The organism is Jidongwangia harbinensis (genome assembly GCF_020216025.1).
GTDB classification, from domain to species: Bacteria; Actinomycetota; Actinomycetes; order Mycobacteriales; family Micromonosporaceae; genus Actinoplanes; species Actinoplanes harbinensis.
Genome location: NZ_JAIWNC010000038.1, coordinates 38,206 through 63,254 on the forward strand (window position 1 = coordinate 38,206; position 25,049 = coordinate 63,254).

26 protein-coding genes are annotated in these 25,049 nt (G+C 73.6%); 6 read left to right on the forward strand and 20 right to left on the reverse strand.

The window, feature by feature from the left end; translation table 11 throughout:
• Positions 1 to 83: 83 nt before the first annotated feature.
• Both LDL48_RS34255 and LDL48_RS34260 read right to left on the reverse strand, forming a co-directional pair.
• Positions 84 to 827 carry an MOSC domain-containing protein gene (locus LDL48_RS34255; protein WP_225259289.1) on the reverse strand — a complete coding sequence of 248 codons (744 nt, stop codon included), beginning with the start codon at positions 825 to 827 and terminating at the stop codon, positions 84 to 86.
• 67 nt (positions 828 to 894) lie between these two features.
• Positions 895 to 1,431 carry a DUF4240 domain-containing protein gene (locus tag LDL48_RS34260; RefSeq protein ID WP_225259290.1) on the reverse strand — a complete coding sequence of 179 codons (537 nt, stop codon included), beginning with the start codon at positions 1,429 to 1,431 and terminating at the stop codon, positions 895 to 897.
• A gap of 54 nt (positions 1,432 to 1,485) precedes the next feature.
• Between LDL48_RS34260 and LDL48_RS34265 the strand changes: the two genes are divergently transcribed.
• Both LDL48_RS34265 and rpsT read left to right on the forward strand, forming a co-directional pair.
• Positions 1,486 to 2,463: a phosphotransferase family protein gene (locus LDL48_RS34265; protein ID WP_225259291.1), complete on the forward strand. Its 978-nt coding sequence runs from the start codon at positions 1,486 to 1,488 to the stop codon at positions 2,461 to 2,463.
• Between the two features lie 261 nt (positions 2,464 to 2,724).
• A complete protein-coding gene (gene rpsT / locus LDL48_RS34270) occupies positions 2,725 to 2,991 on the forward strand; it encodes a 30S ribosomal protein S20 (RefSeq protein WP_225259292.1) in 267 nt (88 codons plus the stop codon).
• A 475-nt stretch (positions 2,992 to 3,466) separates the two neighbouring features.
• Here the strand turns inward: rpsT and LDL48_RS34275 are convergent, their stop codons facing one another.
• Both LDL48_RS34275 and holA read right to left on the reverse strand, forming a co-directional pair.
• Positions 3,467 to 4,003: a hypothetical protein gene (locus tag LDL48_RS34275; RefSeq protein WP_225259293.1), complete on the reverse strand. Its 537-nt coding sequence runs from the start codon at positions 4,001 to 4,003 to the stop codon at positions 3,467 to 3,469.
• Positions 4,000 to 4,974 carry a DNA polymerase III subunit delta gene (holA, locus tag LDL48_RS34280; protein WP_372472256.1) on the reverse strand — a complete coding sequence of 325 codons (975 nt, stop codon included), beginning with the start codon at positions 4,972 to 4,974 and terminating at the stop codon, positions 4,000 to 4,002. Before holA ends, LDL48_RS34275 begins: the two co-directional genes overlap by 4 nt.
• A gap of 282 nt (positions 4,975 to 5,256) precedes the next feature.
• On the opposite strand from holA, the gene LDL48_RS44760 reads away from it, so the two are divergent.
• Positions 5,257 to 5,577, forward strand: a complete 321-nt coding sequence (locus LDL48_RS44760; protein WP_372472257.1) for a DUF4352 domain-containing protein — start codon at positions 5,257 to 5,259, stop codon at positions 5,575 to 5,577.
• Between the two features lie 6 nt (positions 5,578 to 5,583).
• Here LDL48_RS44760 and LDL48_RS34290 read toward each other — a convergent pair whose 3' ends face one another.
• The 4 genes from LDL48_RS34290 to LDL48_RS34305 form a co-directional block, all read right to left on the reverse strand.
• Positions 5,584 to 7,152, reverse strand: coding sequence for a methyl-accepting chemotaxis protein (locus LDL48_RS34290; protein WP_225259294.1), 1,569 nt, complete (start codon positions 7,150 to 7,152; stop codon positions 5,584 to 5,586).
• Between the two features lie 128 nt (positions 7,153 to 7,280).
• Positions 7,281 to 9,629 (reverse strand): ComEC/Rec2 family competence protein, encoded by a 2,349-nt coding sequence (locus LDL48_RS34295; protein ID WP_225259295.1) that lies wholly within the window; start codon positions 9,627 to 9,629, stop codon positions 7,281 to 7,283.
• Positions 9,626 to 10,450, reverse strand: a complete 825-nt coding sequence (locus LDL48_RS34300; protein WP_372472258.1) for a ComEA family DNA-binding protein — start codon at positions 10,448 to 10,450, stop codon at positions 9,626 to 9,628. The genes LDL48_RS34295 and LDL48_RS34300 overlap by 4 nt, the downstream gene beginning before the upstream one ends.
• A gap of 164 nt (positions 10,451 to 10,614) precedes the next feature.
• The gene (locus tag LDL48_RS34305) at positions 10,615 to 10,866 is read right to left on the reverse strand and encodes a hypothetical protein (protein WP_225259296.1); all 252 of its coding nucleotides are present in this window, start codon (positions 10,864 to 10,866) and stop codon (positions 10,615 to 10,617) included.
• 315 nt (positions 10,867 to 11,181) lie between these two features.
• Here LDL48_RS34305 and LDL48_RS34310 point away from each other — a divergent pair, with 315 nt between their 5' ends.
• Complete coding sequence (locus tag LDL48_RS34310; RefSeq protein WP_225259297.1) at positions 11,182 to 12,198, forward strand: methyltransferase; 1,017 nt, start codon at positions 11,182 to 11,184, stop codon at positions 12,196 to 12,198.
• Between the two features lie 101 nt (positions 12,199 to 12,299).
• A complete protein-coding gene (locus tag LDL48_RS34315) occupies positions 12,300 to 13,322 on the forward strand; it encodes a hypothetical protein (RefSeq protein ID WP_225259298.1) in 1,023 nt (340 codons plus the stop codon).
• On the opposite strand, the gene LDL48_RS34320 is transcribed toward LDL48_RS34315, so the two are convergent.
• From LDL48_RS34320 to pepN, 7 genes are read right to left on the reverse strand one after another with little or no spacing between them, the layout of a single operon-like run.
• On the reverse strand, positions 13,319 to 14,170 hold the full coding sequence (locus LDL48_RS34320) for a DegV family protein (RefSeq protein WP_225259299.1): 852 nt from the start codon (positions 14,168 to 14,170) through the stop codon (positions 13,319 to 13,321). The two genes, LDL48_RS34315 and LDL48_RS34320, sit on opposite strands and share 4 nt — an antisense overlap.
• A 32-nt stretch (positions 14,171 to 14,202) precedes the next feature.
• The gene (locus LDL48_RS34325; protein ID WP_225259300.1) at positions 14,203 to 14,592 is read right to left on the reverse strand and encodes a hypothetical protein; all 390 of its coding nucleotides are present in this window, start codon (positions 14,590 to 14,592) and stop codon (positions 14,203 to 14,205) included.
• Between the two features lie 39 nt (positions 14,593 to 14,631).
• Positions 14,632 to 15,264 carry a histidine phosphatase family protein gene (locus LDL48_RS34330; protein ID WP_225259301.1) on the reverse strand — a complete coding sequence of 211 codons (633 nt, stop codon included), beginning with the start codon at positions 15,262 to 15,264 and terminating at the stop codon, positions 14,632 to 14,634.
• Positions 15,261 to 15,671 carry a ribosome silencing factor gene (gene rsfS / locus LDL48_RS34335; protein WP_225259302.1) on the reverse strand — a complete coding sequence of 137 codons (411 nt, stop codon included), beginning with the start codon at positions 15,669 to 15,671 and terminating at the stop codon, positions 15,261 to 15,263. The genes LDL48_RS34330 and rsfS overlap by 4 nt, the downstream gene beginning before the upstream one ends.
• Before the next feature lie 42 nt (positions 15,672 to 15,713).
• The gene (nadD, locus tag LDL48_RS34340) at positions 15,714 to 16,349 is read right to left on the reverse strand and encodes a nicotinate-nucleotide adenylyltransferase (protein ID WP_308016528.1); all 636 of its coding nucleotides are present in this window, start codon (positions 16,347 to 16,349) and stop codon (positions 15,714 to 15,716) included.
• Positions 16,349 to 17,884, reverse strand: coding sequence for an ATP-binding protein (locus tag LDL48_RS34345; protein WP_225259304.1), 1,536 nt, complete (start codon positions 17,882 to 17,884; stop codon positions 16,349 to 16,351). The genes nadD and LDL48_RS34345 overlap by 1 nt, the downstream gene beginning before the upstream one ends.
• A gap of 59 nt (positions 17,885 to 17,943) precedes the next feature.
• Positions 17,944 to 20,451, reverse strand: coding sequence for an aminopeptidase N (gene pepN / locus LDL48_RS34350; protein WP_225259305.1), 2,508 nt, complete (start codon positions 20,449 to 20,451; stop codon positions 17,944 to 17,946).
• Between the two features lie 215 nt (positions 20,452 to 20,666).
• On the opposite strand from pepN, the gene trpS reads away from it, so the two are divergent.
• Positions 20,667 to 21,650: a tryptophan--tRNA ligase gene (gene trpS / locus LDL48_RS34355; RefSeq protein ID WP_225259306.1), complete on the forward strand. Its 984-nt coding sequence runs from the start codon at positions 20,667 to 20,669 to the stop codon at positions 21,648 to 21,650.
• On the opposite strand, the gene LDL48_RS34360 is transcribed toward trpS, so the two are convergent.
• From LDL48_RS34360 to LDL48_RS34380, 5 genes are all read right to left on the reverse strand, one after another.
• Positions 21,639 to 22,085 (reverse strand): GNAT family N-acetyltransferase, encoded by a 447-nt coding sequence (locus tag LDL48_RS34360; protein WP_225259307.1) that lies wholly within the window; start codon positions 22,083 to 22,085, stop codon positions 21,639 to 21,641. The two genes, trpS and LDL48_RS34360, sit on opposite strands and share 12 nt — an antisense overlap.
• A 56-nt stretch (positions 22,086 to 22,141) precedes the next feature.
• Positions 22,142 to 23,632: a GTPase ObgE gene (gene obgE, locus LDL48_RS34365; protein ID WP_225259308.1), complete on the reverse strand. Its 1,491-nt coding sequence runs from the start codon at positions 23,630 to 23,632 to the stop codon at positions 22,142 to 22,144.
• A gap of 80 nt (positions 23,633 to 23,712) precedes the next feature.
• Complete coding sequence (rpmA, locus tag LDL48_RS34370) at positions 23,713 to 23,970, reverse strand: 50S ribosomal protein L27 (protein WP_225259309.1); 258 nt, start codon at positions 23,968 to 23,970, stop codon at positions 23,713 to 23,715.
• A gap of 8 nt (positions 23,971 to 23,978) precedes the next feature.
• Positions 23,979 to 24,293, reverse strand: coding sequence for a 50S ribosomal protein L21 (gene rplU, locus LDL48_RS34375; protein WP_225259310.1), 315 nt, complete (start codon positions 24,291 to 24,293; stop codon positions 23,979 to 23,981).
• A gap of 156 nt (positions 24,294 to 24,449) precedes the next feature.
• A complete protein-coding gene (locus LDL48_RS34380) occupies positions 24,450 to 25,013 on the reverse strand; it encodes a hypothetical protein (RefSeq protein WP_225259311.1) in 564 nt (187 codons plus the stop codon).
• Positions 25,014 to 25,049 lie beyond the last annotated feature (36 nt).

A 25,049-nucleotide genomic window follows, 5' to 3' on the forward strand; every position in this document is an offset into this window, starting at 1 on the left:
CGTCGCGTCCGCACGGGCGTCCGCGCCGGCCGGCGTCACACCGGCCGGCCCCTATCGTCCCACGCCGCCGGCAAGCGTTCGGATCACACCCGCTCCAGCGGCAGATGCGGCTCCGGAGGCAGTTCGGCGGTGATCGGGTCACCGCGGCGGACCGGCCCGCCGCGCAGCACCACTCCCATGATGCCCGCCTTGCGGACGAACACCCCGTCCGCGTCGCGATAGGCGACCCGGCCGAGCAGCCCGTCGGAGAACCGGTCGATCTGCGCGCACGGGTTGCGCAGGCCGGTGAGCACCACCGCCGGACGGGGGTCGTCCCCGGTCTCCCGGTCCACGGCCGCCACGAGCGCGTCCACGGCACCCGCCGTGGCCTGGTCGAGGGTGGCGCCCCGCGCCGCCGCGACGACGTCCGCGACCACCTCGGCCGGCGCCGGCCCGGCCCCGGCCGGCCGCTCCGCCGCGCCCGCGGTCCCGAAACGCAGCACCGTGCCCCGGGGCAGCGCCAGCAGGTCGAGCCCGTCGGTGGTGACGTTCTCCCCGAGCTGACCGGGCGCCACCTCGAAGCCGTGGTCCGCCACCTCGTCGAACAACTCCCGCTGGATGAAGTGGACCTGGCGCAGATTCGGCTGGGACGGGTCGGCGCGCACCCGGCTGCGGTGCCGGACGTTCACCCCCGCGTGCGTGTCCCCGTCGACGCCGATCCCCGCCACCAGCACGATCTCGTCCCGCTGCGGCTTGCTGAAGGTGTACGCCTCGCTGCTGTTCACCGACGCCACCGCGCCGTGCGGGACGCCGCCGGCTGCCTCGCTGGTCTGCTCCTGAAGACTCATGGAACCGAGTCTGCCGATCCCCCTGCGCCGCCTCCACCGTATTCCCGTGTCGGTTCCCGGGCCCCAGTCAATCCGGCGGCGCCAGGAACAGCGCGGACAACCGGGGCAGGCGGCGCTGCATCTCCTCCTCGTCGTCGAAGTCCCACAGCATCGCCGGATCCGGTCGCGGCACCGGCGCCTCCCGCTCGGGTAACGCGTCGCCGCCGGTGGCCTGCGCATAGGCCTCCGCCGCGATGGACAGCACGGCCTCGGCCTCGAACACCGCGCCGGTCGTCGCCGCGCTGCGGACCGCGGGCAGGTCGGCCAGCGAATCGGGCTCGCGCACCGACCGCGCCACCACGTCACGCCCGTGCGCCACGAGCCAGCCGCGGAACGAGTCGAAACCCTCGTCCGAACAGCCGCCGTTGATCAGGTAGGCCGCGGCCCACAGGTCCTCCTTGCCGGAGGCGGCCATGACCTTGTCGAGATGCCGGCCCCACGCGACGATCTCCTCCGGATCGTGCGCCGCCAGCTCGGCCGCGGCCCGTTTCGCCACCTCGTCGGGCGAGGCCGGCCGGTCCGCGGTCGCCCGGTCGATGACCGCCCAGAAGTCGTCGGTTCTCATGGCGAGGATCCTGCCAGTGGGGTACGACAGAATCGCGGACGGCAGGATGGAGTCATGCGCGCCGTCTCGCTGCCCGAGGTGCCGTACGGTGCCACCGCCGTACGGCCGGGCTGGACCGAACTGCCCGCCGCGGTCCGCTCCGCCGTCGCGGCCCGGCTGGGCGCGCCGGTCACGTCCGCGACCAGCGCCGGAGGCGGATTCACCCGCGCCTTCGCCGCGGTACTGCAGACCGGGTCCGGCGAGCGCGTGTTCGTCAAGGCCGCACCGCTGGACGATCCGACGGCACACTGGTACGCCCGGGAGGCCGCGCTGACCGACGCGCTGCCCGCCGCCGTGCGCGCCGCGCGTCCACGCTGGACCCTCGCGGAGGCCGGATACTTCGTACTCTGCCTGGACGCGGTCGACGGGCACGTGCCGGCGCTGCCCTGGTCCCCGGCCGACCTGGACGCAGCACTGGACGCCTGGTCCGTCGCGGCCGGCGCGCTGGCCCGGCCGGCGCCCGGCCTGGTGGCGGCCGGCCTGCCGCCGCTGTCCGAGATCGCGGCCGAGGAGTTCGCCTGGTGGACCGAGATCGCGGCGGGCCGGGAACCGCTACCGCACGCACCGGCCTGGGTCGCCGCGCGGATCGGCGAGCTGGCCGCCCTGGAACGGGCGCTGCCCGGGTCCGTCACCGGCGACGGCATGCTGCACGGCGACCTGCGGGTGGACAACGTGCTGATCGACGAGGCCGGTGCCGCCTGGCTCTGCGACTGGGCCTGGCCGTGCCTCGGCGCACCCTGGTTCGACACCGTGACGCTGCTGGTCAGCGCGTACGCCAGCGGCCTGGACGCAGACGCCCGGCTGGCACCCTGGCAGGCCCCGGACGAGGGCGTGGACGCGGCGCTGGCGGCGCTCGGCGGGTACTGGCTGGTGCGGGCGGCCGGCGGGACCGGCAGTGCCTCGCCGCACAGTCGCCAGCATCACCGGTTCAGCGGCGAGCAGGCTCTGGCCTGGCTGGCCGACCGCCGCGGCTGGGCCCGCGGGCCGGGGTGACGGCCTGGACCGGCGGCCCGGGGGGGTGCCGCCTAGACCGGCGGCCTGGAGTGACGGTCCGGGGTGACGGCCCGGGGCCCGGTGGACCGAGCCGTTTTGGCGGCTCGGAAGCCGTGCTGGTAGTCTAATTCCTCGCGTGTGGTGACGCGTCGCTGTCTGCTGAGTACCACCGGATGCACAAGCCGGAAGCCGACCGGGACGACCACCATTCGGGCACCATCCGCAGGCAATATCCGAAACGAGTCAGGACAAGGCTGTCGCGTGGCGAACATCAAGTCCCAGATCAAGCGCAACCGGCAGAACGAGAAGGCCCGGCTGCGCAACAAGTCGGTCAAGTCGTCGCTGAAGACCGTGATCCGCAAGCTCAACGAGGCCAGCGAAGCCGGCGACAACGAGGCCGCGACCGCTCTGCTGCGCGACGCCTCGCGCAAGCTCGACAAGGCCGTCAGCAAGGGCGTCATCCACAAGAACCAGGCGGCGAACCGCAAGTCGGCCATCGCCAAGCGGGTCGCCTCGCTGTCCGCCTGACTACTGCCGCATCTGCGCCCGCCGACGGGGGCGTCTCATCGGCTGGTCGACGGCGCGGGTCATAGACCTCATTCCGGGCATCGCCGGACCTCCGGGTCCATGGCGGTGCCCGGCCGTCGTTCCACGGCGGTCCTCTCTGCCGCGGGCCGCTTCTCCCCTCCCGCGGGCCGCTTCTCCCCTCCCGCGGGCCGCTTCTCCCCTCCCGCGGGCCGCTTCTCCCCTGCCGCAGGCTGCTCTCCTCCCTGCCGCCGGCTGCTCTCCTCCCCGCCGCAGGCTGATTCCCCGTGCCACGGGCCGTCAGGGGGGTCCTCCGCTCGCGTGTGTGGAGTCTGGGCGCGCTCGGGACCACGAATCCACGCGGAAGCCCGGGACGGATCGGGCGTGTGGAACCGTGGTGCGCTCCGCACCGGAGATCGACACGGGCCGTCCCGAGCGGACAACGGTGGCGGGACGGTGCGCGGCGCGGCCGGACCGGCTACTCGTATCGGCGCGACGCCGACTGCCGGGCCCGCTGCTCGCGCAGGTCGTAGTCCTCGTTCCAGTTGCGCGGTCCGGGGGGCCCGTTCAGAGCGCTCGCGTCCACCGCCGACACCGCCGGGATCTGCCGAGTCACCCGGTTGTCCGAATTGCGCAAGTCGACCGTGCGCGCCCGGCCCAGCGCGACGTCGTCCATCCAGTCGGCGGCGACCGCCGGCCGCAGCACCGGCGCGTCACGTGGCGCGGGCGCGATCGGTCCACCGGCCGTCGCGACGGGTGACGCCGGACGGGTCAGGGCGCCCGCCACCACGTCGTTCAGTTTGACCATCAGCGCGACCGTCAGCGGCAGCACCAGCACGCCCCACCAGCTCACCAACTCGGCCAGCGCGAGCAGGATGCCGAGCACCACCGCGCCCTCGAGGAAGACGAAGCACAGGAACCCGCTCGGTGCCAGGTGCCGCAGCCGGAGCAGGCGCGCGTACATCGGCTGGTCACGGGCGACCGGGGCACGCCGGGAACGGATCATGCGGCTCATCGGGCACCTCCGCCGTGCCGGGCGGCGGCGACCGCGAAAACGGCCTGCTCGAGGGCGTACCCCCGGTCCTCGGCGCCGCCCTTGACCGCCGCGTTGCAGTCGGCGGCGGCGCGCATGGCGTCGACCAGGCCCTCCGGGGTCCATCCGCGGCTGCGTTCCTGCGCTTTCTGGATCTTCCACGCGGGCATGCCGAGAGAACTGGCCATCTGGTACGGGTTACCGCGCCCGGCCGAGGCCACCCGCGCGACGGTGCGCACACCGTCGGCGATGGCGTCGGCGATCGGCACCGGGTCGACGCCGACGTGCAGCGCCCACCGCAATGCCTCCAGCGCGCCGGGCACGTCCCCCACCATCGCGGCGTCCGCCACAGTGAAGCCGGTCACCTCGGCGCGACCCTTGTAGTACCGGGCCACCACCGCCTCGGTGATCTTGCCGTCGGTGTCCGCGAGCAGTTGCGAGCAGGCGGCCGCGATCTCCCGCAGGTCGTTACCCACCGCGGCGAGCAGCGCGGACGCGGCGGCGTCGTCGCACCGCCCGCCGTGCCGGCGGAACTCGTCCCGGACGAACGCGATCCGCTCCCGGTCGCCCTTGAGTTTCGGCACGGCCACCACGGTCGCGCCGGCCGCACGCAGGCCGTCGGCGAAGGCCTTGCCTTTCGCGCCGCCCGGGTGGGCGACGATCAGGTTGACGTCGGGGTCGGGATTCTTCGCGTACGCCAGCAGCGCCGTCACCAGGTCCTTGCGGGCGTCCTGCCCGCTGCGGATGACCAGCACCCGCCGCCCGCCGAACAGGGACGGGCTGAGCATCTCGGCCACCTCGCCCGCAGCGAGCGCCGACGCTTCGTACTCGCGGACGTCCGCTCCGGGCTCGGCCGCCTTGGCCGCGTCGACCGCGGCGGAGATCGCCCGGGCGGCCAACAACTCCTCGTCGCCTTGGACGAGCAGCAACGGGGCAGGTGTCGCGCTGTTCACGCCGGATATCGTCGCACGCTATCCGGATATGCCGACATGGCTCACTCCTTCGCGCCGCCCTCTCCACGAGGAACGCGAAACCAGACATATTGGTACGCCAGGATGCGCTCCAGCGCAGGATGGTTCTCGATCAGGTCGGTTGTGCACCCATCGGCGCCGGTGTGAGGCCGCGCACATCTGCACGTATCGGTCGTGCTGAATCCACCCAACAGCCGACCCCGGGCGTGTCGGCCGTCCGGGCGAAGCGTCCGGCCGGGCTCGGCCGAGTCCGTTGTAGATCCCGTGCGACAGCACCTTCAGTGTCCACATACAACGGTTGCGGCAACTCGTCGGGACGGTCGGGTTCCGCGCATCGGTGACGAGGCGCAGATGTTCGACGGCTCGGCACAGAAGACCTTCGACAGCAGCGGCACGGAATACTCCAACGACACGGCCGCGGAGATCTACGCCAACGAGGACAGCACCACGTTCCTGAACGAGATCAACCCGGGCAACCAGGTGCGGGGGCGGATCATCTTCGACGTACCGAAGTCCACCAAGCTGACCGCCGTCGAGCTGCACGACTCGCCGTTCTCGAACGGGGTCCGGGTCGCGCTGTCCTGACCGCGCTCAGTAGCGGAACGACGAGACCAGCTCGTGCAGGTCCGCCGATGCCCGGGTCAGGTCGGCGGCGGTGGAGCTGGTGCTCTGCGCGGCCGTACTGGTCTCCTGCGCGGTCTCCGCCACGCCGTGGATGTTGGACGCGATCTCGCCGGCACCCACCGCGGTCTCACCCACGTTGCGGCTCATCTCGCTGGTCGTCGCGGTCTGTTCCTCGATCGCCGAGGCGATGGCGAGTTGCAGGTCGTTGATCGCGGTGACCACGCCGCCGATCCGGCCGATCGCCTGGACCGCCTCGTCGCTGCCGGACCGGATGGCCTCGATCTGCCGGGCGATGGACTCGGTCGCGGTGGCGGTCTGCTGAGCCAGGTCCTTGACTTCGCCGGCCACCACCGCGAAGCCCTTGCCCGCCTCGCCGGCCCGGGCCGCCTCGATGGTGGCGTTCAACGCGAGCAGGTTGGTCTGCTGGGCGATCGCGGTGATCAACTTGACCACCGACTGGATCTCGTCCGACGACGCGCCCAGGCGGGTGATGGTGGAGTTGGCGGCGTCGGACGCCTGGACGCCGCTCTGCGCGACCCGGGACGCCTCGGTGGCGCTGCGGGAGATCTCCGCGATGGAGGCGGTCATCTCCTCGGCGGAGGCGGCCATGGTGGAGACGATGGCCGACACCTCCTCGGCGCTGGTGCTGACCACCCCGGCCTGCACGCTGGTCTCCTCGGCGCCCGCGGCCAGTTGCACGCTGACCGACTGCAGCCGGCCCGCGGAGTCGGCCACCTCCTGTGCGCTGGTGGCCACGTCGGCGACCAGCCGCTGCATCCGGTCGGCGAAGCGGTTGAACCCGGCGGCCGCGCTCGCCAGCTCGTCCCGGGCACCGTCGGTGATCCGCTGGGTCAGGTCGCCGTCGCCGTCCGCGATCTCGGCGAGACGGTGATTGAGCGCGCGGAGCGGCTTGATGATCGAACGGATCAGCAGCACCGCCAGCAGGGCGCCGACCAGCACCGCCACCACCCCGGCCGTGACAATCACGGTGCTGGCCCGGGCGGCGGCCGACTCCGCGTCGGCGATGGCCCGGGCGGCCGAGGCGTCCACGGACGTCACCACTTCGTCGATCTCGGCGGCGATCTGGTTGAAGATCTCGATCTCCTCGTTGGCCACCAGGCCGTGCGCGGTCGCGATCCGGGCCGGGTCGCCGCTGCGGTAGTCGCCGGCGATCCGCTCGTCGAGGCTCATGAACCGGTCGAACAGCGCGCTGGCCTCGGCCAGCTGCTGGCGCTGGGTCTCGGTGAGCCGGGCCTGACCCAGCGCGGCCAGCTCGGTGCGGAAAGACTCGGCCGCGGCGAGGAAGGCGACCCGGCCCGTGGCGGTCTCGGCGGCGGCGTCCGGGACCTCCCGGGCCACGTCGAACGCGTACGCGGTCTGCCAGCCGTTGAAGTCCGCGGACCGGAACTTGACCTGCATGGCCAGCCGGGTGGCGGTGTTGTACGTGCCCACCGTCTCGGTGCTCCGCCGCAGGCTGCCGATCGCGGACAGCCCGAACACCACGATGCCCACGAGCAGCACCAGCAACACGGTCATTGCGGCCACCATGCGCACGCTGATCCTGATCCGCCGCAGCACCGCCACCATGACGCCCGCTCCCCCCGTTCTGGTCGTCGGCTCCTCGAGTCGGAGTTTTCCAGACTGAAATGCACGTTTTACCGGAATCATGAAGCTCCGCCGTTTCCGCGGGCCACCACCGCCAGGCCGGAACCGTCCGTGACCGCGGCCAGATCACCCCCCACGTCGGTACGCAGCACCCGTGCCCCGCCCCGCACCAGCCGCGCCAGCAGGGCGGCGTTCGGGTGCCCGTAGTCGTTGCCGGCACCGACCGACACCAGGGCCACCGCCGGGTCGACCGCGTCGACGAACCCCGGTTCCTGGAACGCGCTGCCGTGGTGCGCGACCTTGAGGACGTCCGCCCGCAGCGCCGCCGCTCCGGAGACCCGCAGGATCGCCTCCTGCTCCTCCGTCTCCGCGTCCCCGGCCAGCAGCACGGTCCGGCCGTCGACCCGGGCCCGGAGCACCAGCGAGTTGTTGTTGACGTCCGACCGGGTGCCGCGCGCCGGCTCCGCCGGGCCGAGCACCGTCAGGTCCAGACCTCCGGCGGCGTACCGCCACCCCGGACCGGCCGGACGCATCGGCACCCGTCCGGCCGCCGCCCGGGCAGCCACCGCCGCACGGCCGGCCGGCGGCTCCGGCCAGTCCGGCGTCACCACCGCCGCCACGTGACGTCCCCGGAACACCCCGTCCACGCCGCCGATGTGGTCCACGTGGAAGTGGCTGACCACGAAGAGCACGATGTGCCGTACGCCGAGCCGGCGCAGGCACCGGTCCACGGCCGCGGGTTCCGGCCCGGCGTCCACCACGACCGCCCGCCCCGCACCGGCCGGCAGCACGACGGCATCGCCCTGCCCCACCGCGCACGCCACCACCAGCCAGCGCGGCGGCGGCCAGCCGGACGCCAGCAGCCGCACCGGCAACGCGCCGAGCACGCCCCCGAGCGCCACCACGGCCACCAGTTTCCGGACCACCGGACGCCGGGCCGCCACCAGCAACGCCACGGTGATCACGCCGAGCAGCACGGCACCGGCCACGCCGCCCGGCCACGGCACCGCACCGGCCGGCACCCGCGCGCCGGTCGTCGCCACCAGCACCAGCCACCGCGCAGGCCAGTGGCCCAGCCAGGCCGCGAACTCCGCGCCGCCCGGCCAGACCGGCGACAGCCCCGCCGCCGCGACGCCCAGCAGCGTGGCCGGGGCGATCGCCGGCACCGCGAGCAGGTTGGCCGGCACCGCCACCAGGCTCACCGAGCCGGACAGCCCGGCGACCACCGGCCCGCACGCGACCTGCGCGGCGGCCGGGACCGCGAGCGCCTCGGCGGCACCGGCCGGCCAGCCCCGCCGCCGCAGCCCGTCCCGCCAGCGCGGCGCAAGCAGCAACAGACCGGACGTGGCCAGCACGGACAACGCGAACCCGGCGTCGCCGGCCAGCTCCGGGTCGACGACAACGAGCACGACCACACCGGCGGCGAGCGCGGGCAGCGCCGCCCGGGGTCGCCCGGCCGCCAGCCCGAGCAGACCGATCGCACCCATCGCGGCGGCACGCACCACGCTGGGCGAGGGCCGGGCCAGAATCACGAAACCGGCCAGCGCGAGCGCGCAGACCAGCGCGGTGAGCACCGGCCCGGCCCGCGCCCGGCGCACCGCGAACAGCACCACGCCCAGCACGATCGCCACGTTCGCGCCACTGACCGCGTTCAGGTGGGTCATGCCGGTCGCCCGGAAGTCCTCCTCCAGGGCCGGGTCCAGCCGGCTGGTGTCGCCGACCACCAGACCCGGCAGCAGGCCGCCGGCGGCGTCCGGCAGCGGCTCGCACGCGCGTTGCAGCCCGGCGCGCAGTGAGCCCGCCGCGCGCTGGGCCCACGAGGACCGGCCGTGCAACACCGGCCGCTCACGTACCGACAGCACGGCCGATCGCAGGTCCCCGCCGCGCGGGGCGAGCAGCCGGGCGGAGACCGTGGCCCGCTGCCCCGGCAGGACAGTGCCCCAGAGCGGATCGGCACCGAGCACCAGCGCCCGGACGTCCATGCGCAACACCGTGGGTGGATCGTCGCCGCGCACCGTCGTGAGATCGACGGCGGCCAGGTACGTCACCGGCCGGCCGGCGGCACCCGACAGCGCCCGCGGGTCGTCCCGGAGCACCACCTCCGCCCGCACGGTCGCGCCCGCGTCGACCAGGGCGGCGAGCGGACCGGCGTCGCGCACCGCTACCCGCGCGGCGGTGGCGACCGCGCCGCACCCCGCGCCCAGGAGCAACGTGACGGCGATCCACCGCACGGCGTGACGCAGGCGGGCCGCCAGGGCGGACGCCAGGGTCAGCGCGACGGCGCCCACGAGCAGGCCGGTACGCGCGGACAGGTACAGGGCGGCGAGGGCGGACAGCCAGACGGCCACCGCGAAACCGGCGAGCCGCAGATCGGGTGGCCGGGCCCGAACCGCCTCGGCCCCACTCACACCGTCACCAGATCTTTGAGCTGCTCATACCGTGCCGCGCCGATGCCCTCCACCTGGCGCAGATCGGTGACCGCCCGGAAGCCGCCCCGGGTGGTGCGGGCGTCCAGGATCCGCTGGGCGAGCACGGGCCCGACCCCGGGCAGCGAGTCGAGTTCGGCGATGGTGGCGATGTTCAGGTTGACCGGGCCGGCCGGCACGCCTCCGGGTGCCGCGCCCGCCGCGGCGGCACCGGGCGCGCCCGCACCGGGCTGGGCGGCCCCGGGCGGGGCGGCCACGCCGACCAGGATCTGCTCGCCGTCGACGACCTTGCGGGCCAGATTCAGCAGCGCCGCGTCGGTGCCGGGTCGGGCTCCGCCCGCTGCGGCGATGGCGTCGGCGACCCGGCTGCCCGCGGGCAACCGGATCAGGCCGGGCCGGGCGACCTTGCCGCCGACCGACACGACCACCTCGGCAGCCGGACCCGCCGAGGCCCTTGGACCGATGTTCCCGTCCGGGCCCGCGATTGCCGCCGGACCCGAGAGATCGGCCGCGGCGGCGCCGGGCACCGGCCCGGTCGCCGGGCCGGCGGGCGGCGCCGCGACCGGGTCGACGTGCGGGCGGGCGCGCCAGGCCAGGAACGCGGCGACCAGCACCACCGCCACGGCCACCGCGGCGAGCGCCCGGACTCCACGGCGGCCGGGATCGAACAGCCCCAGCCGGCCGGAGCCGAACGCCCCGGCGCTGCTGACCACGGCGGGCGACGGGTCGACGGGCCGGGTCGCGTCGGCTGCCGGCGCCGTCGAGACCACCGACCCGAGCCCCGACCCGGACCCGAGCCCCAATCCCGACCCGACCCCGAACTCGGACCCGGACCCCCGCCCCGACCCCGACCCCGACCCGAACTGCAACTCAGACCCGAACCCCGGCCCCGGCCCAGCCCCGGACACGGGCGCTGGTGCCCACGGCTCACGCCGGGCCGCCCAGGCCGAGGGATCGACCGGACGGATCAACCGATCCCCGGCCGCCACTTCGGCGCCCGACTGCCCCAGGCCGGAATCCATCCCCACCAAGCCACCATCCGACCCCGCAGCACCACCCCCACCCGGCCCGCCAAGACCACCACCACCCGGCAGCGCACCCCCACCCGGCAGCGCACCACCACCACCACCACCACCATCACCACCCAGCGCACCACCACCCAGCAGCGCACCCCCACCCAGCAGCGCAGGACCACGACTGCCCGGCAGTACAGGGGCACCCGGCAAGGCCGGGTCGTCGTCGATGGGAGGGACCACCCGGTCGGGATCGAGATCGGCGTCGTCCGGCCACGTGGTGACCACATCCGACCAGGCCAACGGCGTCTGGTCGGCGAACAGCCCGCCGACCGCCGCCGGGACCGGCGCGGACCGGCTCACCCCCTCGAGCACCGACCGCAGCCGCACACTGACCGCCTCTTCGTCATCTCGCACCCGGCCGAACCTAGGCACCTCGGCGCTCCCCCGCGCCCGCCCTGTGGACAGCCGCGCACTGTGGACAACGTCCGCCCCAGACCGCCCGCGTGATAGCAATGTGCGTGCCCATCTCCGCCGAGGCCGTGTCCTCCGCCACCGTCAGCCTGCGCGCCGCCGGCTGTGTCTTCGCCGAGGACGAGGCGGCGGTGCTGGTCGCCGCGGCAGCCGACGCCGCCGCGCTGCGGGCGCTGGTGGCGAGGCGCGCCGCCGGGGAGCCGCTGGAGCAGGTGGTGGGCCACGCCGATTTCTGCGGGGTACGAGTCCGCCTGCGCCCCGGCGTCTTCGTGCCCCGGGTGCGCAGTGACCTGCTGGTCCGCCTCGCCGCCCGGCAGGCAGCACCGGGCCGACACCGCGGGGAGCAGCGCCGCCAGGCCGCACGTCGCACGAGCGCCACACCCCCAAGCGCCACACCCGCGAACGCCACACCCCCAAGCGCCACACCCGCAAACGCCACACCCCCAAGCGCCACACCCGCAAACGCCACACCCCCAAGCGCCACACCCGCAAACGCCACACCCCCAAGCGCCACACCCGCGAACGCCACATCCCCGAGCGCCACACCCGCGGGCGACGAGCGGCCGGTAGTGGTGGTCGATCTGTGCTGCGGTTCCGGGGCGCTCGCCCTGGCCCTGCTGCGCCAGGTGCCCACCGCCGAGGTGCACGCCGCCGATGTGGACCCGGTGGCGGTCGCCTGCGCCCGCGACAACCTGGGCGACCGGGTCTACCAGGGTGACCTGTTCGACGCGCTGCCGGCCACGCTGCGCGGGCGCATCGACGTCCTGATCGCGAATGTGCCGTACGTCGCGACCGATCACCTCCCGCTGCTGCCCGCGGAGGCCCGGCTGCACGAGCCGCGGACCGCGCTGGACGGCGGCGGCGACGGGCTGGACGTCTTCCGCGCGGTGGTGGCCGGCGCACCGCGGTGGCTGGCGCCGGGCGGCGTCCTGCTGTCCGAGATCACGGCGGCGCAGGTGGCGGCCGCGACGGCGGCGGTACGGTCCGTGGGACTGCAGTCCACCGTCACGGAGGACGAAGACCTGGACGCACGGGTCGTGCAGGGTCGGCGCGCGCTGCGATAAGGTCGGCGGCCGGCAGAGAGGGGCCAGCCGTGGGCTTGGTGCGCAGGGTCGCCCGCGCACGCCTGGGCAGTCAGGTCATCCGGAGGCTGCGGCGGGCCGGTGTGAGCGACGCGCGGTACGACGCGACGGCGTTCACGGTCCGGTTCACCGCCGAGGGTGACGACGTGCCCACGGTGCTGCCGCTGGACGGGCTGCTGGCGCGGCGGTCGGGTAGCCGGCGGGAGCGGCGGGCCCAGGTGGACTCGTTCGTGTCCGGCTTTCTGCGTGCCCCGGGGCTGCCCGGGAGCTGGGCCGAGGTGCGTCCGCTGTTGCGCCCGGTGCTGCGTGGCGCGACGCCGGCGCCGACCGCGGAGGTCAGTGCGCCGCTGTGCCGGCCGGCCCTGCCCTACCTGGCCGAGTACGTGGTGGTGGACCAGCCGGACACGATGACGTACGTGGCGGCCGACCAGCTCACCGTCTGGGACGTCGACGCGGACGCGGTGTTCGCCGCGGCCCGGGCCAACCTGTCCGGTGCGGTGTTGCAGGGCGTGGCGACGGAGCCGGTGGTGGTGCAGTTCGTCGACGACGGGAACGCGTACTGGACGTCGCACCTGCTGCTGCCCGGCTGGCTGGCGCGGCTCGCGGACCAGGTGGGCGGCGTACCGGTGGCGTTCGCGCCGGAACGCGGCACGCTGATCGTCGCGGCGGACGGCAGTGCGCATCTGAGTGCCGTGTTCGGCCGGTGCGAGCAGGCGTTCGAGGCGTCGCCGCGGGCGCTCACCCCGATGGCGTACGTGAGCGACGAGCACGGCCGGACGGTGCCGTACGCGGCGCCGCCGGGGCATCCGCTGCACGGCTGCGTGCAGCGCGCGGCGGCGGTGCTGGCGGTGGCCGAGTACACCCGGCAGGCCCGGGTGCTGGGCGACGACGCCGCGCCGCTGCAGGTGACCGGTTCGGAGCGGGACGGCTGGCGTACCCGTGCGGTGTGGGCCAAGGACGCGCCGACGTTGCTGCCGCTGGCCGACGAGGTGCGGATGGGTGAGCGGATCGTGCCGTGGGCAGAGCTCCGGGCGGAGCTGGCGCCGGTCCCCGACCTGAACCCGCCCCGCTGGGGTGCCGCGAGGTGGCCGGGCGTCGCGGGTTAGCCCGCCCGCCGGTGCACCACGACGGCGGCGACGCCGGGGCCCACATGTGCCGCCACCACGGCGCCGATCTCGGTGATGTAGCAGTCCCGCAGCCGGTCGCCCAGGCGCATGGTCACCGCGTCGGCCAGGGCGGCGGCCCGGTCCGGCGCGCCGAGGTGGTGCACCGCGATGTCGACGTCACCGGTGCCGGACGCCTCGACCGCGAGGTCGACCAGCCGGGCCAGCGCGCGGCCCGCGGTGCGGACCTTGTCGCGCACCACGATCGAGCCGTCCACCACGTGCAGGATCGGCTTGACCGACAGCGCGGTGCCGAGCAGCGCGGACGCCGCCCCGATCCTTCCGCCGCGGCGCAGGAACTCCAGCGTGTCCACGTAGAACAGCGTGCTGACCTGGGCGGAGTGGTCGGCGGCGGCCCGGCGTACCTCGGCCAGGGTGGCGCCCTTGGCGGCCACCGTGGTGGCGGCCAGTGCCGCGAAGCCCAGCCCCATCCCGGTGGTCTGGCTGTCCACCACGGCGACCTGCGGCCCGATCTCGGCGGCGGCGAGTTCGGCGGCCTCGAACGTGCCGGACAGGCGGGCCGAGATGTGCACGGACACGATGCCGTCGGCGCCGGCGTCGAGGAGCCGGCGGTACGCCTGGACGAACTGGTGGGGTGCCGGCCGCGAGGTGCTGACCGCGACCCGCCGCGCGCCGAGTGCGCGGGCCACCTCGGCCGGGGAGATCTCCTCGCCCTCGAGCCCTTCGGCACCGTTGACCACCACGGTGAGGGGCACGACGGTCAGGTCATACGTGCCGCTCAGCTCGGCCGGCAGGTACGCGGTGGAGTCGGTGACGACCGCGACGGGCATGCGGGCACGGTAACCGATGACCGGTGGCCTGGTCAGCTCGGGCTGATCGCGGTCACGGTGAAGGGTGTGCCCTGCTGGCAGGTGGTCATCATGCCCGGTTCGGCACGGCCGGTGACGGTCACCCGGCTGCCCACCGTGGCGGCCGAGCGCAGCGATTCATCCTCCAGGATCAGCAGGTACGGCCCGCCGTCGCTCTCCAGCAGCAGGCAGTTCTCCTCCACCCCGGCGACGACCGTGCCGGTGTGGGTCTGACCGCCGGCCGCGCCGGGTGTCGCGGTGGCCGGCGAGGACGGCATGGCGGGCTGCGACGACGGGGGCGGTGCGGGGGCGCCGGGAGGTGTGTCCTGGTCGGCCCGGGCGCAGCCGGCCACGGTCAGGACCGCGACGGCGGCCGCGCAGACGGTCAGACGCTTGATCAGCATGGTGGTTGGACGCTACCGGACGGGCGCGGGTTCCCCCGGTCAAACCGGGGGCGGGACCGGCAGATCGGTGAACGGTCCGACGTTCCACGCGGCGATCTGCCAGCCGCGGGTGTGGTCGTGGGCGAGTTCCACCCAGTGACAGTTCTGCAGGGCCCGCAGGGAGCGCAGCACCTCGCGAGGCCAGCCGAGCAGGTGCCCGACGCCCTGGCGGGCCGCGGCGCCGTGCGTGGCGACCACCACGGTGCCACCGGACGGGACCTGCTCGGCCGCGGCCTGCAGCCCGTCGGCGACCCGTTTGCCGAGGTCGTCGAGGGTTTCCACGGAGTCACCGATGACGTCGGCGCCGGCGGTCCAGCGGGCGTGCTCCTCCGGGCGGGTCTGCGCCACCTCGGTCATGGTGAGTCCCTGCCAGGCGCCGAAGAAGCGTTCCCGGAGGCGTTCGTCGTAGGTCACCGGGAGGCCGGTGCGGGCGGCGAGCGCGGCGGCGGTGTCGGCGGCGCGCCGCAGGTCGCTGGCGACCAGCACGTCGGGGCGCATGCGCAGCAGCAGCTCGGCGGCGTCCTCCGCCTGCCGGCGACCGAGGTCGTTGAGCGGCACGTCGGTCTGCCCTTGGACGCGGTGGGTGGCGTTCCAGTCGGTGTTGCCGTGCCGCCAGACGATGAGGCGGGTCACGCGGCGCCGGATGCGTCGATGGCGGTGGTCGCGTCGACCATGTCGCGGTCCACGAACGGCACCGTCGGGCAGTCTTTCCACAGCTTGTCGAGCGCGTAGAACTCGCGCTCCTCGGCGTGCTGGATGTGGACCACCACGTCGATGTAGTCGAGCAGGACCCAGCGGCCCTGCCGTTCCCCCTCGCGCCGGACCGGCTTGGCCTTTTCCGGAAGGGCGAGCAGGGCTTCCTCGATGGCATCGACGACCGCGGCGACCTGGCGCTCGTTGGAGGCCGAGGCGATGACGAAGGCGTCGGTGATGGCGAGCTGGTCGCCGACGTCGATGACGACGATGTCCTGGGCCTTCTTGTCGGCGGCCGCCTGCGCGGCGGTCATCGCCAGTTCGAGAGCGCGTTCAGAGACGGGCAAGAGGATCCCCTCAGTTTTGGAGCTTTTCGAGATACCAGCGTCTCATATCCCTACGACATTCTCGGAGTCCGGAATTCCCGGCCGGTACAGCCCCCGCTTGGCGATGTACTGCACCACGCCGTCCGGAACCAGGTACCAGACCGGTTTGCCCGCGGCCACCCGGGCGCGGCAGTCACTGGACGAGATCGCCATGGCCGGCACCTCGACCAGCGTGACCGTGTCGGCCGGCAGGTGCGCGTCGGAGAGCACGAAACCCGGCCGGGTGACGCCCACGAAACGCGCCAGCGACAGCATCTCCAGCGCGTCCTTCCAGGAGAGAATCCGCTCCAGGGCATCGGCACCGGTGATGAAGTACAGCTCGGCGTCCGGCCCGTACACGGCGTCCAGGTCGCGCAGCGTGTCGATGGTGTAGGTGGGACCGTCCCGGTCGATGTCGGCCCGGCTGACGTGGAAGCGGGGGTTCGACGCGGTGGCGATGACGGTCATCAGGTAGCGGTCCTCGGCCGGTGACACGACGCCCTTCTGCCAGGGCTCGCCGGTGGGTACGAACACCACCTCTTCGAGGTCGAAGCGGGCCGCCACCTCGCTCGCCGCGACCAGGTGGCCGTGGTGGATCGGGTCGAACGTGCCACCCATGATCCCGATCCGCCGGCGCACCACCACGGACGAAGAATAGATCACCCGTCCAGGCGACGGCGCACCGCGCCGAGCAGGTCCGCCGAGGTGAACGGCTTCTCCAGCAGCACCACGCCGGGGTCCAGCGTGCCCTGCGAGGCGAGCACCGGCTGGGCGTAGCCGGACATGAACAGCACCCGGGTGTCGGGGCGCACCTCTACCAGCCGCTCGGCCAGTTCCTTGCCCAGCATCCCGGGCATCACCACGTCGCTGACCAGCAGGTCGATGGCGCCTTCGTGGCGGGCCGCGAGTTCCAGCGCCTGCACCCCGCCGTCCGCGGTCAGCACCCGGTAGCCGGCCCCGGACAGGATCCGCCCGGCGACCTCCCGCAACGCCGCCTCGTCCTCCACCACCAGCAGGGTCTCGCCGTGCCCGCCGGAACGGACCGGCTCCGGCGCCGGCTCGACCGCCGCCGGTTCGGCGCCGGCCGGCAGCAGCACCGTGAACGTGGACCCGAGACCCGGCTCGGACGTGATGCTGACGTCGCCACCGGCCTGGGTGACGATGCCGTACACGGTGGCCAGGCCGAGGCCGGTGTTCTCCACGCTGGCCTTGGTGGTGAAGAACGGCTCGAAGGCGCGTTCCACCACGTCGGCGGGCATGCCCTGGCCAGAGTCGGACACCCGCAGCCGGACGTAGTCGCCGGGGTCCAGCGTGTGGTGGTCGGCCAGGTGGTAGCAGGCGGTGTCGATCACCAACTGGCCGCCCTGCGGCATCGCGTCCCGGGCGTTCAGCGCCAGGTGTACCAGCAGCTGCTCGATCTGCCCGGGATCCCAGGTGACCGACGGCAGGTCCGTGCCGAGCCGGGTGACCAGCGTGATGTGCTCGCCGAGCGTGCGCCGGAGCAGTTCCTCGACGTCCGCGATCACGGTGTTGAGGTCGAGGATCTCCGGGCGGACCACTTCGCGCCGGGCGAACGCGAGCAGCTGGTGGGTGAGGTCGGTGCCGCGTTCGCCGGCCCGGAGCACCTGCCGGGCGTCCGCCACGATGGCCTGCCGGTCGGGGGCGTCACCGGACGCCTCCTCGATGATGAAGCTGGCGTAGTTGACGATCACGCCGAGCATGTTGTTGAAGTCGTGCGCGATGCCGCCGGCCAGCTGCCCGAGGCTCTCCAGCCGGTGGTTGCGGTGGTTCTGCGCCTCCTGGCGCAGCCGGGCCTGCTCGGACTCCGCGTTCCGGCGCTCGGTCACGTCCCGGATCACCGCGATCAGGACCCGCCCGCTCCGGGTCTCCGCCTCGGCCAGGGACGTCTCGACCGGGAACTCGCTGCCGTCCCGGCGCATCGCCGTGGTGGAGACGGTGCCGTGCCGCCCGGCCACCGCCTCGGTCACCGCGGGCTCGAGCTCCTCCGGGTAGTGCTCGCGGCTGGCGTCCGGCAGGAGGATCTCGGCGTGCCGGCCCAGCAGCTCCGCCCGCGGCCAGCCGAACATCTCCTCGGCGCGGTCGTTCATCAGCATGATCCGCCCCTGGTCCATGACCAGGATCGCGTCCGGCGCGGCCTGCAACAGGCCGCTGGACAGATCATCGCACCATTCCACCCGACACCCCCGACTGCCAGGCTAACGGCTATAACTGGGCACAAAGGGCGAAATGGCGATCAGCTTCGAGCAGCCAGGGCGCGGCGCATGTCGTCGTCCGCGTCGGTGACCACGCGCCGCAGGATCGCCGGCAGTTCCGGGCGGGCGAGCAGGTCGGCGGCCAGGCGGCGGGTCTCGGCGGCGACCGCGAACCGGGGGTACGCCGCCAGCGCCAGCGCCTCGGCGCTCATCCCGCTGCGGAGCCGCATCGAATCCGGCATCTCGGCGAAGTACCGAGGCACGTAGTCCGCCGTCAGCGCGGTCTGTTCCGGCTGCCAGAAGCCGGCCGCCGCGTGCTCCAGCAACCGGGTCGACGTGGTGGTGTCCCGGATGATCTGGTCCCAGGCGTACGCCTTCGCCTCCGCCGACGGCAGGGCGGCCCGGCAGCGGGAGGCGGCCTGCTCACCGGCCGCGCTGCGGTCCGCGTCCAGCTGCGCCGCGATCTGGTCGGGGCCGATCGCGCCCAGCACCGCGAGCCGGTAGTGGATCAGCCACCGCAGGTCGGTGTCCACGGCCAGGCCCTCGGGTACGCCGGCGCCGTCCAGCCAGTTCCGCAGGCGCGCGACGTCGATGGTCGCGCCGATCAGGCCGCGGGCCGCGGCGAGCTGCCGGGAACTGCCCGCGGCCGACGCGGCGAGCAGCCGGTCGCAGGCCTGGGCGAGCAGCTCCAGGGCGGCCGGGCGGGTCTCCGCGGTGGCGTACCGGTCCACCAGCCCGCGGGTCATCTTCAGCACGTCCTCGACGATCACCACCTCGCTCTCCACCGGCAGCGCCGCGAACACCAGCGACACCAGGTCCGCCACCGGCCGTTCGCCGTCGGTGACCGCGTCCAGGGTCGAACTCCAGACGAGGGCCCGGGCCAGCGAGTCGTCCAGGTGCGGCAGGAGCAGCGGTACGGCCGCGGTCGAGCGCTCGTCCAGCCGGATCTTGGCGTAGGTCAGCCCACCGTCGTTGAGCAGCAGCAGATCGGCGACCTTCTCGCCGGTCAGCTCCGGCACCACGGTGCGTCCGCCGTCGGCCGGATCCAGGTCCAGCTCCAGCCGGCGGCGCAGCTCCACGGCGCCGTTGCCGGCCCGGTCGTACAGTCCGATCGCCAGCCGGTGCGGGCGCAACGTCGGGTACCGCTCCGGCGCCGTCTGCACGATCGCGACCTGGGCGTAGCCGCCGTCGCCGGCGTGGTCCACCTCGGCCCGCAGCGTGTTCACCTGAGCCCGGCGCAGCCACGCCTCGGCCCAGCCGGAAAGGTCCCGGCCGGCCGCCTTGGAGAGCGCGCCGAGCAGGTCGGCGAGCGTCGCGTTGGCGAAGCGGTGGGTGGCGAAGTACTCGTTGAGGCCGCTCAGGAACGCCTCGTCGCCCAGCCAGGCGGCGAGCTGCTTGAGCACGGCGGCGCCCTTGGCGTACGAGATGCCGTCGAAGTTCAACAGGGCCGCCGCGGTGTCCGCGACGTCGGTGGGCGCCACCGGATGGGTCGACGGCCGCTGGTCGGACCGCATGCCCCAGGCCACCCGGTGCATCGCGAACGTGGTCCAGGTCCGGGTGAACCGGGTCGCCTCGGCGGTGATCCGGGTGCCCATGTACTCGGCGAACGACTCGTTCAGCCACAGGTCGTCCCACCACGCCATGGTCACCAGGTCGCCGAACCACATGTGGGCCATCTCGTGCGCGACGACGTTGGCCCGGGTCTCCCGCTCGCTGTCGGTGACCGCGGACCGGTAGACGAACTCCTCCCGGAACGTCACCAGGCCCGGGTTCTCCATCGCGCCGAAGTTGAACTCGGGCACGAACGCCTGCTGGTAGTGGCCGAACGGATACGGGATGCCGAAGATCTCGCCGTACCGGTCCAGGCACTGCTTGGTGACCGTGAACAGCTCCTCCGCCTCGGCGTCGAGGAACCGGGCCATCGATCCGCGGGCGTACAGGGCCAGCGGCACGTCACCGTGCACGTCGGTGCACGCGTGGTACGGCCCGGCGATCAGCGTGATCAGGTACGTGGACAGCGGCAGCGTCGGCGCGAACCGCCACCGCCCGCTCTCGGCCGGGCCCGCCGGTACCGCGTTCGCCGCCACCAGCCAGTCGTCCGGCGCCGTGACGGCCAGCGTGTACGGCGCCTTCAGGTCCGGCTGGTCGAAGCACGGGAAGATCCGGCGGGCCCCGTCGAGGAACATGTGCGCGTACAGGTACACCTGCTTGTCCGCCGGGTCGACGAAGCGGTGCAGGCCCTCGCCGGTGTTCGAGTACGCCATCCGGGCCTCGACGACCAGCTCGTTCCGCTCGGCCAGGCCGGTCAGCGCGAGCCGGTGCTCGCTGAGCGCGCCCGGGTCCAGCGCCACCCCGTTCAGCGTCGCGGAGATCAGCTCGGCCGGCTCGAAGTCGGCGAACGTGGACGCCCCGGGAGTCGCGGCGAACCGGAGCACCGTCCGGGACCGGAACGTCTCCGCGCCGGCGGTGAGGTCGAGGTCGAGGTCGTAGGAGTCGACGTGGACGGTGGCGGCCCGGGCGGCGGCCTCGGCGCGGGTCAGGCTCGGCATGCCGACCATAATGCCGGTCGACGTCACGCCGGCGGCTGTTAGGCTCGTACCGTGCGCATGTCGAGTCTGCTGTGGTGGTCGCCCTGACGGGCGGCCTCCCTCCACGCGCACCTCTCCCTTCCCGGCGGCCGCCTCTCGCAGGCGGCCGTCGTGCTGTGCACGCACTCCGGCGTCGGCGTCGAGGCGGTCCGTACCTCTTCTGAAAGGACCCCGACGTGCCGACCACTCTCACCCGCACCCGGCGCCTCACCGGCTTCAAACCCACCGGCCGCCTGCACCTGGGCAACCTGCTGGGCGCCATCCGCCCGCTGGTCGCGGCGCAGGACACCGCCGACTCGGTGGCCATGATCGCCGACCTGCACGCGATGACCGTCGAGCACGATCCGGCCCGGGTCCGCGACCTCACGCTGGAGCAGGCCACCGTGCTGCTCGCGGCCGGCGTGGACCCGGACCGCACCGCGCTGATCGTGCAGTCACAGATCCCCGAGCACACCGCACTGCACTACCTGCTGGAGTGCGCCACCGGGCACGGCGAGGCGGCGCGCATGATCCAGTTCCGGGAGCGCTCGGCGGGCGGCCGACCGGTGCGGCTCAGCCTGCTGACCTATCCGGTGCTGATGGCCGCCGACATCCTGGTCCACGACACCGAACAGGTGCCGGTCGGCGACGACCAGAGCCAGCACCTGGAGCTGGCCCGCGCGGTGGCGAGCCGGTTCAACTCCCGGTACGGCGAGACGTTCGTGGTGCCGGAGGGCGTCCGCCCGGAGACCGCCGCCCGGATCATGGACCTCGCCGACCCGGCCACCAAGATGGGCAAGAGCTCCGGCCCGGGCGCCGGGCGGATCGGGCTCCTCGACCCGCCGGAGGTGGTCCGCCGCACCGTCGCCCGCGCGGTGACCGACACCGTCGGCCGGGTCCGCCACGACCCGCGGAACCAGCCGGGGGTGTCGAACCTGCTGGCCATCCTGGCCGCGTGCGGCGGGCGAGCGCCGGACGAGACGGCGTCCTACGGCACGTTGAAGCGCGAGGTCACCGACGCGGTCGAGGCGGTGCTCGCGCCGATCCGGGCCCGGCACGCCGAGCTGGCCGCGGACCCCGGCCACGTCCGGTCGGTGCTGGCCGACGGCCGGGACCGGGTGCGGGCGGCCGCGGGCGACACGGTACGCCGGGCCCGCCGCGCCATCGGGCTACTGGAGTGAGGCGGCCGGCAGGCGCTTGGCGAAGCAGGCGCTGAACGGGTTGCCCACGTACTCGCCGTACGGCGGGATGGGCAGGTAGCCGGCCGAGCGGTACAGCGCGATCGCCGCGGGCAGGTAGGTGCCGGTCTCCAGCCGGATCACCGACCGGCCCGTGGCGTACGCCTCCTCCTCGAGCGCGACGACCAGCTGCCGGGCGATGCCCCGCCCCCGGTACGCCGGGCGCACGTACATCCGCTTCAGCTCGGCGGTGTCGTGGTCCAGCGGCTGCCACGCGCCGCAGGCGACCGCCCGCCCGTCGACCACCGCGACCAGGTACGTCACGTCGTCATGGGCCGGATAGGTCACCTCGTCGCCGGACTCGGCCAGCTCCCGCTGCTGGGCGGTGACGAGGGCGGCCAGTTCGGCGTCGGTGGCGGCGCGGGTCTCGATCTGCACCCGGTCACGGTAGGCGACGGGCGTTTCCGCCGGGTTGCGCCGAGCTGGACGGGACCCTATTCGTCCGTGTCGCTCTCCATCAGCACCGGCCGGGCGCTGTTCGCCACGGAGGTGATCGTGCCGTCCGAGGACATGTGCAGCAGCTCGTCGTCCGGGCGCCGGCGGCGGGCCTTGCGGGCGGCCAGCCGCTGCGCCGCGGTCATCCGGCCGGTGCCCTCCTCGAGGCGGGCGTCGGAGCCGCGCGGGCCGGTGACGTACTCGCCGGCGTTGGGCTGCCAGTCGAACTCGCGGTCACCGATCCGGACCGCGTCCCCGGGCTGGGCGCCCTTCTTGGCCAGCGCGTCCTCGATGCCGAGCCGCTCCAGCCGGTCGGCCAGGTAACCGATCGCCTCGTCGTTGTCGAAGTTCGTCTGCCGGACCCACCGCTCGACGCGGGAGCCGCGGATCACGAACACCCCGTCGGCGTCCTGTTCGATGGTGAATCCGCTGTCGTCGACGGCCTTGGGGCGCAGCACTACGCGGGTCGGTTCGGCGACCGGGGTGTCCCTGCGGTGCGCGGCGACGACCTCGGCGAGCGCGAACGTGAGCGCCTTGAGTCCCTCCCGGGTCACGGCGCTGACCTCGAACACCCGGTAGCCGCGGGACTCCAGCTCGGGCCGGACCATCTCGGCCAGGTCCCGGCCGTCCGGAATGTCGATCTTGTTGAGGACGACCATCCGGGGCCGGTCCTCCAGCCCGCCGTACGCCGCCAGCTCCGCCTCGATCGCGTCCAGGTCGGCGATCGGGTCGCGTTCGATCTCCGGCGCCGCGGCGTCCAGCACGTGCACCAGCACCGAGGTGCGCTCGATGTGCCGCAGGAACTGCATGCCGAGGCCCTTGCCGGTGGCCGCGCCGGGGATCAGGCCGGGCACGTCGGCGACCGTGAAGGTCTGGTCGCCGGCCTGCACCACGCCGAGGTTCGGCACCAGGGTGGTGAACGGATAGTCGGCGATCTTCGGCTTGGCCGCCGACAGCACCGCGATCAGCGACGACTTGCCGGCCGACGGGAAGCCCACCAGCCCGACGTCGGCGACGCTCTTGAGTTCCAGCACCACGTCCAGGCGGTCGCCCGGCTCGCCCAGCTCGGCGAAGCCGGGGACCTTGCGGCGGGTGTTCGCGAGCGAGGCGTTGCCGCGCCCGCCGCGCCCGCCGCGGGCCACCTCGAACGAGGTACCGGCACCGACCAGGTCGGCCAGCACCTCGCCGTCGACGCCGTGCACGACGGTGCCGTCCGGCACCGTCACCACCAGGTCGGCGCCGTTCGCACCGTCCCGGTTGGAGCCCGACCCGCCGGTGCCGTTCGGCGCCTTGACGTGCGGCCGGAAGTGGAAGTCGAGGAGGGTGTGCTGCTGCGGGTCGACCACCAGCGTGATGCTGCCGCCGTGCCCGCCGTTGCCGCCGTCCGGACCGCCGAGCGGCTTGAACTTCTCCCGGTGCACGGAGACACAGCCGTGCCCGCCGTCCCCCGCTTGCAGGTGCAGTACGACGCGGTCGACGAACGTGGTCACGTGGACTCCTCACAACACGGAACGCAAAACACACAGCGGGCCGCGGCCCCCGCGGGCCGCGGCCCGCGGTGACGTGAAAACTAATCCGAGGCCGGCACGAAGCTGACCGGCTTGCGGCCACGCTTGGTGCCGAACAGCACGTTGCCCGTGGCGAGCGCGAACAGCGTGTCGTCGCCACCGCGGCCGACAAGCTCGCCCGGGTGGAACTTCGTGCCGCGCTGACGGATCAGAATCTCGCCGGCGTTGACCAGCTGGCCGCCGAACCGCTTGACGCCCAGCCGCTGAGCGGCGGAGTCACGGCCGTTACGCGAGCTGGAAGCACCCTTTTTGTGAGCCATGGCTGCGCCTACTTCCCGCTGGAAATGCCGGTCACCTTGACGCGGGTCAGCGGCTGACGGTGCCCCTGGCGCTTGTGGTAGCCGGTCTTGTTCTTGAACTTGTGGATCCGGATCTTCGGACCCTTGGTGTGCTCGGCGATCTCGCCGGACACCGCCACGCTGGCAAGCTTGGCCGCATCGGTCACCAGGTCGTCACCGTCGACGAGGAGCACCGCGGCGAGCGTCACCGCGTCGCCCGGCTCGCCCGAGAGCTTCTCGACCTCGATCACGTCGCCCTCGGCAACCTTGTACTGCTTGCCGCCGGTCTTGACGATCGCGTACATGGACGCGGACTCCCTGAGACTTACGCAGCCGTGACGCTGCTGGCGGATGGAACTGGGCTCCCGGCTGCCTCCGAAAGGAGCGCACAGGAACACGGCGCCGCGAAAAGCACCGTCGGCAAGACTACTTCATCGGCGTGCCGGAACCCAAACCGGGCCCTACCCGGTGCCGCATGCCTGATCCAGCTTACCGCGCAGCGCGGCCAGCTTGCGGTCGTCGAGCTTGCGCACGTCACCCTCCAGCGCGGTGACCTGCTTGCTCATGTCGCCGAGCGCCTTGGCCACCGCGCGGTCCGCGGCGAGCCGGGACAGGTCCTTCAGCGCGAACGAGTAGTTCTGCACGTCGCGCCGGGTCTTCTCCTCGGCCTTGGCGGCCAGGTCCGGGTCGTCCGCGGACGCCGCGTCGATGAGCAGCTTGAGGTCCTGGGCGAACGTCGCGGCGAAGGCGCCGCCGGTCTTCTCGGCCTGGGCGCAGATGGCCCCGGTGTTGCCGGCCAGGGCGGCGTCGCCGGCGTTCCGGGTGCCGCCGCGGGGAGCGCTGCCCGATCCACCGCCGGGCGTGGAGCCGGTCGGCGCGGGCGCACCCGGCACGGCCGGCGAGCCCGGCGAGCCGGGAGCGGCCGGCGGCGGAGCCGCGGTCGCGCTCGGTGCCGGGTCGCCGGAACAGCCGGCGGCCAGGACCAGGGCGCCGGTGAGGACGGCGACGGCGGGCAGTGCTCGCATGGCGGTGGTACTCCTCGGACTCGGGTGGGATCCGAA